Source organism: Dactylosporangium sp. NPDC000244 (assembly GCF_040300725.1).
Taxonomy (GTDB): Bacteria; Actinomycetota; Actinomycetes; order Mycobacteriales; family Micromonosporaceae; genus Dactylosporangium.
Window position 1 is genome coordinate 1 of record NZ_JBEPEH010000067.1, and the last position, 13,160, is coordinate 13,160.

The following is a 13,160-nucleotide window of genomic DNA, read 5'->3' on the forward strand; positions in this document are numbered from 1 at the left end:
TTGAGGTCGGGCCGGGTGGTGCGCTCAGTGCGCTGGGGCCGGATTGTGTCGAGGATGCCGCGTTCATTCCGCTGCTGCGGTCCGGTCAGGCGGAGTCTCGGGCGCTGCTGAACGGGCTTGCGCAGGCGCATGTGCGGGGGGCCGGGATCGACTTCGCGGCCTACCATCGTGGCGCTGCCGTGCCGGTGCCGACGTATGCGTTCCAGCACCAGCACTACTGGCTCAGCAGCGCGCCCGGCGCCGACGCCGGTGGGCTCGGGCAGGAACCCGGCGGGCACCCGCTGCTCGGGGCGATGGTCCGGCTCGCGGGCGGCGACCAGTACGTGTTCACCGGCCGGCTCTCCCTCGCCGCGCTGCCGTGGCTCGGCGACCACCGGGTGCTGGGCACCGCGGTCGTGCCCGGGACGGCGCTGCTCGACATGGTCCTCGCGGCCGGCGCCAAGGCCGGCTGCCCCGGTGTCGAGGAACTCGTCCTCGACACCCCCCTCGCGCTGCCGGCCACGGGCGCGGTGACGCTGCAGCTGACCGTCGGCGCCGAGGACGAGCACGGTCGGCGCGCCATCGAGGTGTACTCGCACCCCGCCGACGGCCCCGAGGCCCCCTGGACCCGGCACGCCACCGGCTCCCTCGGCGTCGCCCGGCCGTCCGCGTCCGGCGCCGAGCTGGCCGTCTGGCCGCCCACCGGCGCCGAACCCGTCGACCGCGACGGCCTCTACGACGGCCTCGCCGACGCCGGCCTCGACTACGGGCCGGTCTTCCGCGGCGTGCGCGAGCTGTGGTGCCGCGGTGACGACGTGTACGTCGAGGCCGTCCTCCCCGACGGCGTGCCGACCGGCGGCTTCGGCCTGCACCCGGCCCTGCTCGACGCGACCCTCCACGGCCTCGGCCGGGTCGGCGGCGCAACCGACCCCGCGACCCTCCACGGCCTCGGCCGGGTCGGCGGCGCAACCGACCCCGCGACCCTCCACGACGTCGCCCGCGGGGTCGGCGGCGCAACCGACCCCGCGGGCCTGCCCTTCGTGTGGTCCGGCGTGGCGCTGCCGACCGGCGAGTCCGGGCTGTCGGTCCTGCGCGCCCGCCTGAGCCCGGCCGAGCACGGCGTCACCATCGTCGTCGCCGACACCACCGGCGCCACGATCGGCACGGTCGAGTCGCTGGTGACCCGCCCGATCGCGACCGACCAGCTCCCGGCCGCCGCGGCCGGCGACGCCCTGCTGCGCGTGGCCTGGCTCCCCGCCGCCCCTTCCTCCGGCTCCGCGCCTCTTGGTTCCGCGCCTCTTGGTTCCGCGCCTCTTGGTTCCGCGCCTCTTGGTTCCGCGCCTCTTGGTTCCGCGTCCACCGGCTTTGCGCCCCTCGGCTCCGCGTCCTCCGGTTCCGCGTCCTCCGGTTCCGCGTCCTCCGGTTCCGCGTCCTCCGGTTCCGCGTCCTCCGGTTCCGCGTCCTCCGGTTCCGCGTCCTCCGGCTCCGGGCCGGGGGCGGTCCCCGCCGACGTCGCCGTTCTGCGGATCGGCTCGGACGACGCCCGATCCGCCGTCGCGGCGGCGTTGAGCGCGATCCAGGAGCTCGTGCGCCGCCCGGACGCGACCGGCGCCGGCCTCGCCGTGGTCACCCGCGGCACCGGCCCGGCCGCCGCCGGGGTGTGGGGGCTGGTCCGTTCCGCGCAGTCCGAGCACCCCGGCCGCATCCGCCTGATCGCGCTCGAGGACGCCGCTGACCCCGAGGACCCCGAGGACGCGGCCCGCCTGTCCGAGGCCCTCGCGCTCGACGAACCCCAGCTGGCCCTGCGCGGCGGGGAGTTCCTGGTGCCGCGGCTCCAGCCCGCCGACGCGGAGCCGGTCGAGCCGCCGTCGCTCGGGGACGGGACCGTGCTCGTGACCGGCAACCCGGCGGGGCTGGCGGGGCACGTCGCCCGGCACCTGGCGGCCCGGTACGGGGTGCGCAGCCTCGTGCTGGCCAGCCGTCGTGGGCCCGCCGCCACCGGGGCCGGTGACCTCGCCGCCGAACTGGCCCGCGACGGCGTCGTGCTGCGGCCCGTCGCCTGCGACCTCACCGACCGCGCCCAGGTCGCGGCGCTCCTCGACGTCATCGCCGCCGACGGCCGCCTCGCCGGCGTCGTGCACACCGCCGCGGTCGTGGACGACGCCACGATCACCGCGCTGACGCCTGAGCGCGTCGGCGCCGTGTTCGGCCCGAAGGCGGACGCGGCCCGGCACCTGCACGAGCTGACCATCGACGCGCGGCCGGAGCTGTTCGTGCTGTTCTCCTCGATCTCGGGCGTCCTGGGCGGGGCCGGGCAAGGCAATTACGCGGCGGCGAACGCCTGCCTCGATGCCCTCGCCCACGAGCGTCGCCGCACCGGGCTGCCCGCGCACTCGATCGCCTGGGGCCTGTGGGCGGACGCCACCGGGATCACCGGCGGGCTGGGCGAGACCGACCGGCGCCGCCTGGCCCGGCACGGCCTGCTGCCCATGGCGGCGGGGGAGGCCCTGGAGCTGTTCGACCGGGCCGTGCGCGGCGCCGAACCCGCCCCGGTCGCGGCCCGCCTCGACCTCGCCGCGCTGCGCCGCGCCGCCCGCACCGAGCTGCCGCCGCCGCTGCTGCGCGCGCTGATCCGCACCCGGCCGCGGCCGCAGACGGAGAGCGAGTCCAAGACCGCCGGGACGCTCACCCAGCGGCTCGCGCTGCTGGCCGACACCGAGCGCCCGCGGCACGTGCTGCACCTGGTCCGCACGCACGTCGCGGCGGTGCTCGGGCACGCCCGGCCGGACGCGATCGGCGCCGACCAGGCCTTCTCCGAGCTCGGGTTCGACTCGCTCACCGCGGTCGAGCTGCGCAACCGGCTCAACGCGGCGACCGGGCTGCGGCTGGCGGCCACGCTCGTCTTCGACTACCCGAAGCCGGCGCTGCTGGCCGAGCACCTGCTGGACCTGGCCGCCCCGGCGCCGGCCGCCGGGGGCGGGCTGCTCGACGACCTCGCGCGGCTCGAGGGAGCCGTGGCCGGGCACGACGAGGAGACCCGCGGCGTCGTCGTGGCGCGGCTGCGGCGGCTGCTCGACACGCTCACGGCGTCCGAGGCCGGGCCGGCGGCGGCCGGGGAGATCGACGAGGCCACCGACGACGAACTGTTCGCGCTGCTGGACCGGCGCATGGGCGCGGCCTGAGCGCTCGGGAACGGCTGGACCGCCCCAAGCGGCCTTAGCGCTCGGGAACGGCGAACCGCCCCAGGGGAGTAGCACCGGGAGCGGTGGGCGCGGGAACGGCGAACCGCCCCAGGGAAGTACACCTGGGGCGGTTCGAAGGTTTTCAGACGGCGGAGCGCGCCTGGCGGGCCAGGTCCGAGATGCGGGTGATCGTCGGCTCCCGAATGATCTTGCTCAGGTCGGACATGAAGGCCGTCTCCCGGCCGCGGCCGACGATGTCGTTGCACACGGCCGCCAGCATGGCCAGGAGCTTCGCCGAGTCGCCGCCGAGGCGGTGGAAGTCGGCGTCGCCGCTGAGCCGCTGCACGTCCACGGCGAGGGTGCGGGCCCAGATCCCGGCGACCGCCGTCTCGACCTCGCCGCTCAGCGCGGTCACCGAGGCCGCGGAGGTGCCCTGGTCGGCGAACGGGTCCGGCAGGGCGGCCACGTCGACCTTGCCGTTGGCGGTGCGCGGCAGCTCCGCGACGAGCACGGTCGCGCTCGGCACCATGTACGGCGGCAGGAGCTTCCCGACATGCTCGTCGAGCGCCTCCACGGAGACCTCGGCGGCCGGCACCACGTACGCGCACAGGATCTTGTCCGGACTGCCGTCCCGCGTGCGGCCGACGGCGAACGCGCGGGCCACGGCCGGGTGCTCCTCCAGCGCGCGGGCGACCTCGGCGGGCTCGATGCGGTAGCCGCGGATCTTGATCTGCTCGTCGTTGCGCCCCACCGACTCGAGTTCGCCGCTGGGCAGCTGCCGGGCCAGGTCTCCGCTGCGGTACACGCGCTCGCCGCCGGCCATCACCGTGAAGCGCACGCGGTTGAGGTCGGGGCGGCCGCGGTACCCCCGGCAGAGCTGCGCGCCGCCCAGCAGCATCTCGCCGACCTCGCCCGGCTCCACGAGCCGGCCCTCGGTGTCGACGAGATAGATGGTGCTGTTGTCGGTCGGCACCCCGATCGGCACCGAGGCGAGACCGGCGTCGGCCTCCGCGTCGAACGTGCGGGTCATGTTGCCGATGGTCGTCTCGGTCGGCCCGTACTCGTTGAAGATGCGGCACTGCGGCCCGAACGCCTCCTGGGCGCGCGCCGTCACCGACGTGCGCAGCAGCTCCCCGCCGGCGATGACGGCCGTGAACCCCTCCGGGCGCAGGCCGAGCCGCCCGATGAGGTCGAGGTGGGTCGGGGTCAGCTTCAGCTTGTTCGCCCCGCGGTTGAACAGCATGTCCTGCAGCACCATGTGGTTCAGCTCGTCCGGTACCAGCGCGATCGAGCCGCCGGCCAGCACCGGCAGGAAGATGGCGGTGTTGGACAGGTCGAAGGCGAGCGAGCTGAACAGCGGGAACCGGGTGTGCTCGTCGACGCCGTAGACGCGGGTCGACCAGCTGACGAACGTGGCCAGGTTGCGGTGCTCGATCTCCACGCCCTTGGGCCGGCCCGTCGAGCCCGAGGTGTAGATGACGTAGGCGAGGTCCTCGGGGCGGATCTCCACCGGCTCGCGCGTGCCGTCGCCGGCCGCGAGCTCCTCGATGACGGCGAGCGTGCAGCCGGGCGGGGCGAACCCGCGGTGGCGGTGGCGCGCCTCGGTCAGGCAGACGGTGACCCCGGCGTCGGCGAGCAGGCCGGCGAGGCGGTGGTCGGGGTGCTGGGGGTCCAGCGGCAGGTAGGCGGCGCCGGCCTTGAGGATGCCCCAGATGGCGGCCATCGCGGCGACGGTGCGCCCGGCGAACAGGCCGACCACGTCGTCGCGGCCCAGGCCGCGGCGCTGCAGGTCGGCGGCGACGGCGCTGGAGTAGCGGTCCAGCTCGGCGTAGGTGGTGTTGCCCTCGGGGCTGGTGAGGGCGATCGCGTCCGGGGTCCGGGAGACCTGCGCGGCGAACTGCTCGACCACGGTGCCGGGCCGGGCGAGCGGCCGGGCGTTGTCGTTGCCGGCCCAGATCCGGCGGTGCCGCGGCGAGAGCGCCTCCTCGATCGCGTCGAGCAGCGCGACGGCCCGCTCGACCAGCTCCGGGCGGTCGTACCAGCCGAGGGTGATCTCCGTGCGCCCGCCGCACTCGACGGCGTTGATCTCCGGCGGGCCGACGGGCCCGGAGTTGGGCAGCGAGTAGATGGTCGTGGCGTGGAACTCCCGCCCGCGCAGGGTGTTCAGGTCGATGCGCCCGACGTGGGAGATGGTGGCCACGCTGCCGTATCGGCCGCGGCTCGCGGAGATGTCGTCCAGCGCCATCAGCTGCCGGCGGAGGTGGTCGCGGGGGATGTTCGCCAGCGCCGGATCGGTCCCGGCCGCGAGGTCCTGGCCCGAGCTGAGGATGGTCAGCAGCCGCTCGTGCGCGTCCTCCCACGCCGAGCCCGCGGTGACGTCCAGCAGCGGGTTGTGCGTGAGGTTGCCCGTCGAGCGGATCGCGGGGTCGTATCGGCGCAGGTCGACCGGGATCCGGAAGCGGCCGGTCGGCAGGTCGCACGCGGCGGTGACGGCAAGCGCGATCTTGGCCACGAGGGCCGGGTGGACGCCGTCGACGGTCTTGCGGCGCCAGAAGAAGCCCTGCGGCCCGGCCGGGCGGGAGCCCAGCGCGGACGGCCACTCGAGGTCGGCCTCGATCGCCGGGGTCCGCGGGGTCGTGATCCGCTCGAGCAGCTCGTGCTCGGTGATGCGCGACGGGGCGCCGATCGGCTCGTCGCCGCGCAGCGCCCGGAAGATCTCGTCGATCCAGATCAGCACGCCCTTGCCGTCCATGACCGCGTGGTTGGCGCGGAAGACGATGCTGGTCGGGCGGGCGGCGGTGCCGGGCAGCAGCAGCACCTCGCACGTGGGGGCGCCGGCCTCGCCGGTCAGCGGCTGGTGCAGCTCGGGCAGGCCGGTGAACGCGTCCGGGTCGAAGGCGTCCGCGTCGAGCACCCGGACCGCGGGGGCCACGGTGCTGTCGACCCAGCGGCGGCCCATGCGGGTCAGCCGGGCGCCGGGGCACGCCTGCGACGCGGCCGCGACGGCCGCGGTGAGCTCATCGGCCCCGAGCGGGCCGGTGCCCTCGACGACGACCTGGATCACGCCCGGCAGCCACGCCGGATAGACCAGGAACCAGGCCTCGGTCGCCGAGACCGGCCGGCTGTAGTTTCCGTCTCTTCCGACTGGCGTTCCGACTGGCATGGTGCCCTCTCAGGTGCGCTCGGGTCAGGCCGGCGTGCTGCTGAGGACCTGCCCGTTGGCGCCGCGCAGCGCGCGGGACCGGCGCAGGTCCAGGTGGACGAAGACCCGCTGCAGCCAGCGGTCCGCGCCGTCGTAGCGGGGCTGGAAGGAGTTGCGGCCGTGCAGCGTCACGCGGTTGTCCACGAACGCGAGGTCGCCGGGGCTCAGGATCAGCGTGTACGCCGCCTCGTCGATGGCGTCGCGCAGCCGCGCCAGGGCGCCGGCGGCCTCGTCGTCGATGGGCGTGGTACTGCTGAAATCCACCTTCAGGTCGGGGTCCTCGACGGCGCCGCTGAGCACCCCGTGCGGCTCCTCGAGCCGGTCGCCGAGGTCGAACGAGGCCGGCGCGGTCGTGACGAACCGCGGCTCGTGCAGGATTGCCCGGATCGGCTCGGACAGCAGCGGCAGCGCGTTGCGGATCGACGACGTGCGCAGCCCGGCGACGTTGTCGTGGTCGTTGCGCAGGCACATCAGCCCGACGAAGTCGGGCCGGAAGTCGTGGAACGCGTTCTCGGTGTGCATGTTCAGCCGCGTCGAGCCGGCGTTGCCCTGGTACTCCTCCATGCCCGGCACGGGCACGACGTTCTGCACCAGCGCGCCGTGCTTCTCCTTGTCGTAGGCGATCACCTCGCCCATGGCCATGGCGACGAGCATGAGGGCCGAGGCCGGCACGGTGCTCGCGCGCTGGACCGAGCCGAACACGATCGGGGTCGGCGGCGGGCCGTCCGGGTCCACCGGGAGGTTGCGCAGCAACAGCATCCCGTCGGGGCCGGAGTCGTGGGTGAACTCGCGCAGCGTGCGACTCAGCCGCGGGGGAAGCGCGCACGACAGCCGCCGCGCCGCCGCCACCCATTCGGCGGCGTCGATCAGGTGGGGAGCGGTGCCGCACAACTCGGCGGCCAGCGCGGCCAGCGCCGCGTTCTCCTCGTCGTCGAGCCGCAGCAGCGACCGGTCGCTCAGCGTACCTTGGGCGTCGACCGACATGGGAAACCATCCATGGTCGAAGGTGGGCGGCGCATCGCCGCGGAGAAGTCCGTGCGGCGCCGACGCTAACGGCCGCGCGAAACGGGCGACAACCCCTATGAACCGGGACCCCAGCGGGGTTCGCGGCCGCGCCCGGCGCCGGCTCGCGCACCGCTCGCGGCCGGGGAGGTCGCGAGCTGGAACCGTTCAAGATCTGGGGCCGCTAGGGGTGTGATCAAGTTCGGCGTGTTCCTACGCTCACGCCTAGTTCGATTTCTCTCTTTCGTCCGTTCTCCGGTCCAGCCGTGTGGCCAGGGAGGACTGCCTGTGCAGGAACACGATGGCGACGCCACCGGCTCCAGCTGGATCCGGCGCTTCCACCCACGCCCGGATTGCCTGGCCCGGCTCGTCTGCCTGCCGCCGGCCGGGCAGTCGGCCAGCTTCTACTTCTCCCTGTCCGACGAGATGACCGTCTCCATCGAGGTGCTCGCGGTGCAGTACCCGGGACGGCAGGATCGCTGGAGTGAGCCGCACGTGCTCACGATCCAGGACCTGGCCCGCAAGATCCACGCGGCCCTGGGCACGTGGATGGACCGGCCGCTGCTCCTCTTCGGCCACGGGATGGGCGCCCTGGTCGCCTTCGAGCTGGCCCGCCGCCTCGAGCGCGAGGGCACCGTGCCGATGGTGCTGTTCCCGTCCGCCCGGGCCGCGCCCTCGTGCGCCGCCGCCGGCTTCGTGCACCTGCGCCACGACGAGGGGATCGTCGCGCACCTGCAGGCGGTCAGCGGCACGCAGTCGCCGCTGCCCGACGACGCGCAGCTGCTGCAGCTCATGCTGCCGGCGATCCGCGACGACTACCGCGCCGACGAGACGTACGTCTACGAGCCCGGCAGCGCCCTGCGGTGCCCGATCATCGCGTTCGTGGGCGAGGACGACCCGACCGTGGTCGCCGAGGACGTCGTCGCGTGGTGGGAGCACACGGAGGGCCCGTTCGAGCTGCTGGTCGTCCCCGGTGGGCACTTCTTCGTGCTCACCAACCAGTCCGAGGTCGTCAACACCATCTCCGACTTCTTCCTCGCCCCCCGCTGAGGACCGGCTCGCGCCGGCCCTCCGGGTGGTGGCTCAGCAGGCCCGCATGCCGGGGTCGGACTGCACCGTGGCCGGTGGGGCGAGCCCGACGGGCAGGTCGGCCCGGCGCTTGACGTTGACTTTGCGGTACACCCGCGTCAAATGCTGCTCGACGGTGCTCACGGTGACGTAGAGCTTGCTCGCGATCTCGCGGTTGGTGTACCCCTGCACCGCCAGCGCCGCCACCCGCCGTTCGGCGTCGCTGAGCAGCTCCAGCGTCACCTCGCCCGCGCCCGGCTTCGGCGCCTCGACGACCAGACCGGCCTCGGGGTCGTCGTGGGAGAGGCTGTGGCTGAGCGGCTCGGCGCCGCACTCGACGCTGATGTGGTGCGCCCGCCGGATCAGCAGCCGCGCCCGGCCCGACTGGCCCAGTGCCTGCCACGTGCGGCCCAGGTCGGCCAGCGCGTGCGCGAGCTCGAGGCGGTCGCCGGTGCCGTGCAACAGGTCCACGGCCTCGTCCAGAGCGGTCGTGCGCTGCTCGGGCGCGTAGGTGGCCGCGATCGTGCGCAAGGTTGCGCCGCGGGTCCGCCCGTCGAGCGGGCCGAGCTGGCGCAGCTGCTCGCGGGCCAGCTCGACGGCGTGGTCGGCCCGGCCCAGCGCCAGGTACGTGCGGGCCGATTCGAGCCGCCACGCCACCACCGTCGGCAGGTCCAGCTGCCACGAGCTCATCAGCTCGCCGCAGGAGCGGAAGTCGGTCAGCGCGGCCTGCAGCCGGCCGGTGGCCCGGTAGTAGCGGCCCCGCGCCTGCAGGTAGTGCAGGCCCAGTGGCGTGCCGAACAGCGACTGTGGCACGGGCGTGGCCAGGTGCTCGCGGGCCCGGTCGAGGGCGCCCATCTCGGTGGTGGCGCTGATGAGCGTCGCCAGTACCCCGCCGATGATGAAGCCCCAGGCCGCGGGCGGCATGATGGCGAGGGCCTCGGTGGCCGCCCGCTCGGCCAGCGTCAGGTTGCCCAGGCGCAGCGCGCCCTCGGCCTGAATCGCCTTGAGCACGCCCTGCCAGGCCGGGGGCAGGCTCGGCGCGGGCCGGGCCAAGGCCAGCGATTCGCACCACGCCAGACATCGGTCGGGGCGGTCGGCGTAGATCAGGGCCAGCAGCGCCGCGGCCACCGGCTCGGGGGCCGTCTTCTGCGAGCTGCACCGCTGCAGCACGTGGTCGGCGGCCCCGATCGCGTCGGCGCGGGATCCGTTGCCCAGCACCGCGGTCAGCAGCGTCGTCGGCTGCAGGTGGGCGCTGATCGCCGTCTCCTCAGCGCAGGTGCTGCCCTCGGAGAAACCGCGGATCGGCGAGCGCCGCCGCGGTGCCGCACTCACGGTGGCGGCGTCGGGGTTCTGGCACGCCACCGAGGCGGCCCGGGCCGGGAACGCGGAGGCGAGCAACTGCCGGGCCCCGCGCAGCTCCGAGGCCAGCTCGACGTGGGCCGGGCCGGAGGCGTCGGCGGCCGCGGTGAGCAGCTCGACCGACTCGTCGACGCGGCCGTGCCACAGCAGGTAGGGCAGCGCGGCGAGCGCGTCGCCGGCGTGGGCCGGGTCGGCCCGCACCCCACTGAGCAGATCGCCGAGGTGGCGCGTCACCATGAGCGGGTTGGTCTGCCACTCCGCGCCGATCAGCGCCGTGCGGGCCGCGACCCGCTGCCGGTCGTCGCGGGCGGCCCGCAGCGCCAGCCGCAGCGGCGCGGAGGCGTGCTCGGGCCGGCTGTCGGCCAGGGCGTGACGGGCCGCGTCGCGCAGCACGGGCACCACCCAGGCAGCGTCGTCGTACGCGGCCTCCACCAGGTGGTCGGCCACGCTGCCCGGCGCCGCCCCGTTCTCCTGCAACAGCTCGGCCGCCTTGCGGTGCAGGGCCCGCCGCTCGGCCGCCGGGAGGTGGTTGAGCAGCGCGCGCCGGGCCCGCGGGTGGCGGAACCGGCCCGTGCTCAGCAGGCCCGAGCTCTCCAGGACCCGCAGGATCTGGGCCGCGTTCTCCGGCACGATGTCGACCATGCGGGCCAGCACCTGCGGCGAGCCGGGCTCGCCCAGCACCGCGACCGCCTGGGCCACGGCCAGCACCGACGGGTCGTGCCGGTAGAGGAAGCTCAGGACCGCCTGCTCGAAGGCGTCGTCGATGCGCAGCTCGGCCGTGGTCTGGCCGTCCGGCTCGCGAGCGGCCCGCACCTGGTCGTCGATGAGCGCGCGGGTCAGCATCGGGTTGCCGGCGCTCACGTCGAAGCAGGCCGTTGCCAGCTCGGGCGCCGTCGGCTGCTCCAGGCTGGCCTCGATGAGCTGGTTGACCCCGCGGCGCGACAGCGGCGCCAGCGACACCCGGGAAAAGTGTGGCTGGCTCAGGATGTCGGTGCGGAACAGCACGTGGGTCGGTTGCGCCCGGTTGGATTCGCTCAGCACGACCATGATGCGGGTCGAGCGCAGGCGCCGGATCAAGTACAGTAGGCAATGCAGTGAGGGAAGGTCCGCATAGTGCAGGTCGTCGACCGCAATCACCAGCGGTTGCTCTGACGCCATGGCCGCGAATGCGCCGCTGATTGTCTGTAAGTACGGCAGGTGGACCTGATCGTCGACGGAGCCGTCGGATCCCGGGTCGCCTAATGAGCCGGCGAGCGCGCACCGCGCCTTCAGCACCGCCGCGTAGGCGTCACTGTTCGGCGCCAATCCGGCGTCGTGCAGCAGTTGGCCGATGATGCCGAACGGGAACTTGTGCTCGGCCCGGGATCCCCCGGCGCCGATGACTCTTGCCCCGTCATTCACGGCCTGCCGCGCGAAGGCCAGCAGAAGTGCCGTCTTGCCGCTGCCCACCGGGCCGCTGACGAGAGTCACCTGGCCTCGCCCATCGGTGCAGGCGCGGAACGCCTCTCCTAAGCGTGTTAACTGTTCGTCCCGTTCGACCAGCAGCATTGACGCGTCGCCCTCCCTTTGCCACGCACCGATCGCGTGTGCGTCAGCGCGGCTGCGGTCAGACTCGCCTGTGATGCCAGGCCGGCCCGCCGTTCGACCGCCGGAAGGGGTGCCAATCCGGGGTCGAGAATCGCTGCGCGTCCGGACCCACGCGTGCTGGCGCCCACTGTGGACTGTTCCCCTCAGCGTGACGGCCGTTTGCCCGGAACGGACCGCCTCGCATGTAACCAAGTTGCTCGAACTGGCATCAGCCCGAACGATCTTCACCTTCGAAAGGGAAGTCTGCCATCGGGGTTCAATCCGGGGCAACGGATCGACGCCCCTAGTTGAGATGTCACCGCGCCGTAACGTCGGTTAGGGGTTGACACTCGACGATGGTTTGGTCTTGACCCCCGGCCCTTCAGTGCCTAAGTTAAGCAGGTCGAAAGGGGCGGTGAAGTCTGTCCGCATCGTCGTGGCGTCGCATGTCACGGCCGGTGCGGTGGTTATCATCGTTCGGATCCGAAAGGCGATTCTTCCCGGCGTCACGGATCGTTTTCCTTGCGGCAACCGTGAGGCCTCGGCCGGTGCGCGAAGCGGCCTATCCGGTGCGTTCGCCGTGCCCGTCAGCCGGCAATCTTCTCGATGACGTCGGCGGCGGCCGGAGCACCGCCCCCGGCCTGCACCTGGGCCCGCATCCGGCCGACCGCGGCCCGGACCTCGGCGCCGTCGGCCCGGCGCACGGCGTCGCGCAGGCCCTCGGCGGTGATCGCGTCGCGCCGCAGCGACACGCCCAGCCCGAGCCCGGTGAGTCGTTCGGTGTTCACCTCCTGCTCGAACACCTGCGGGATCGCGATCAGCGGCACGCCGTGGGCGAGACCCTCCATGATGGAGCCCATGCCGGCGTGGGTGATGAAGGCGCCGGCCCGGGCCAGCACCGCCAGTTGCGGGACGCGCGCGTGCACCTCGATGTTGTCCGGCACCGGCGGCAGCTGCTCCCGGCGGATGCGGTCGCCGACGGCCATCACCACGTGCCAGGGCTCGCCGGCGAACGCCTCCAGGCACATGGCGTAGAACTCCGGCCGGTCGTTGAAGGACGTGCCCAGCGAGATGAGCAGCGTCGGCCGGTCCGCCGCAGCCGGCGCGGCCTCGCCCTGGAAGCCGCGGGAGCCCAGGCACGGGCCGACGAACGAGAACTCCGGGCCGAACGTCTCGCCCCGGAACTGGAAGGCACGCGGCAGCAGCACCACGCCGCCGGTCGGGCGGCTCGCGAAGTACTGGGGCACCGACGTCCGCAGGCCCGCCGAGCGCAGCAGCGCCGTCAGGTCGGTGCCGTAGCGGAACATCGCCGCCGGCTTCGGCCGCTGGGCCGCCGGGGCGTGCTGGGGCAGCGACCAGTGCGCGTTGGCCGCGAAGAACGGCCAGATCTGCACCACGGGGACGCCCCACGCCGCGGCCAGGACCGCACCGGCCCCGGCGAGGTCGTCGACCGCGACGACGTCGGGCCGGTCCGCGGCGAACGCCTCGCGCAGCGCGGGCAGCGTCGCCGCGGCCTCGCTGAGGAACAGGGTCATCGACTCGGTGATGGTCTCGGGCCATCGGCGGCTCCGGTCACCGGGGGAGGGCATCGTCGAGGCGTAGAGGACCGGGTGCGCGCCCGCGGCACCGACCGCACCGGCGAAGTCGGTCGTGGTGGCGTAGCTGACCCGGTGGCCGCGACCGGCCAGCTCCTCGACGATGCCGAGCATCGGATAGACATGCCCGTGTGAGGGAGCGGTGAAGAAGGCGATGTGCTTGCCGCTGGTCACGACTCACGCTAGGACGCGGGTGACAAAGCGGAC

General features: G+C 73.9%; 6 protein-coding genes. 2 read left to right on the top strand and 4 right to left on the bottom strand.

The genetic code is table 11. The features are described 5' to 3' along the window. A partial coding sequence (locus ABT369_RS54205; protein WP_350625941.1) for an SDR family NAD(P)-dependent oxidoreductase occupies positions 1-3,161 on the top strand: 3,161 nt, incomplete at its 5' end. 142 nt (positions 3,162-3,303) lie between these two features. Here the strand turns inward: ABT369_RS54205 and ABT369_RS54210 are convergent. Continuing rightward, a complete protein-coding gene (locus tag ABT369_RS54210) occupies positions 3,304-6,324 on the bottom strand; it encodes an amino acid adenylation domain-containing protein (RefSeq protein ID WP_350625943.1) in 3,021 nt (1,006 codons plus the stop codon). A gap of 24 nt (positions 6,325-6,348) precedes the next feature. Further along, positions 6,349-7,347 (bottom strand): TauD/TfdA family dioxygenase, encoded by a 999-nt coding sequence (locus tag ABT369_RS54215; protein ID WP_350625945.1) that lies wholly within the window; start codon positions 7,345-7,347, stop codon positions 6,349-6,351. Between the two features lie 306 nt (positions 7,348-7,653). Between ABT369_RS54215 and ABT369_RS54220 the strand changes: the two genes are divergently transcribed. Continuing rightward, positions 7,654-8,415, top strand: coding sequence for a thioesterase II family protein (locus ABT369_RS54220; RefSeq protein WP_350625947.1), 762 nt, complete (start codon positions 7,654-7,656; stop codon positions 8,413-8,415). A gap of 33 nt (positions 8,416-8,448) precedes the next feature. On the opposite strand, the gene ABT369_RS54225 is transcribed toward ABT369_RS54220, so the two are convergent. Together ABT369_RS54225 and ABT369_RS54230 are read right to left on the bottom strand one after the other, a co-directional pair. Further along, the gene (locus ABT369_RS54225) at positions 8,449-11,340 is read right to left on the bottom strand and encodes a helix-turn-helix transcriptional regulator (protein WP_350625949.1); all 2,892 of its coding nucleotides are present in this window, start codon (positions 11,338-11,340) and stop codon (positions 8,449-8,451) included. A 605-nt stretch (positions 11,341-11,945) separates the two neighbouring features. Continuing rightward, entirely contained in the window at positions 11,946-13,127 is a 1,182-nt protein-coding gene (locus ABT369_RS54230) for a macrolide family glycosyltransferase (protein WP_350625951.1), read from the bottom strand. Positions 13,128-13,160: the final 33 nt, after the last annotated feature.

Coding starts and splice junctions, on each gene's coding strand:
- ABT369_RS54210 (WP_350625943.1), bottom strand. CDS start 6,324: ATGCCAGTCGGAACGCCAGTCGGAAGAGACGGAAACTACAGCCGGCCG.
- ABT369_RS54215 (WP_350625945.1), bottom strand. CDS start 7,347: ATGTCGGTCGACGCCCAAGGTACGCTGAGCGACCGGTCGCTGCTGCGG.
- ABT369_RS54225 (WP_350625949.1), bottom strand. CDS start 11,340: ATGCTGCTGGTCGAACGGGACGAACAGTTAACACGCTTAGGAGAGGCG.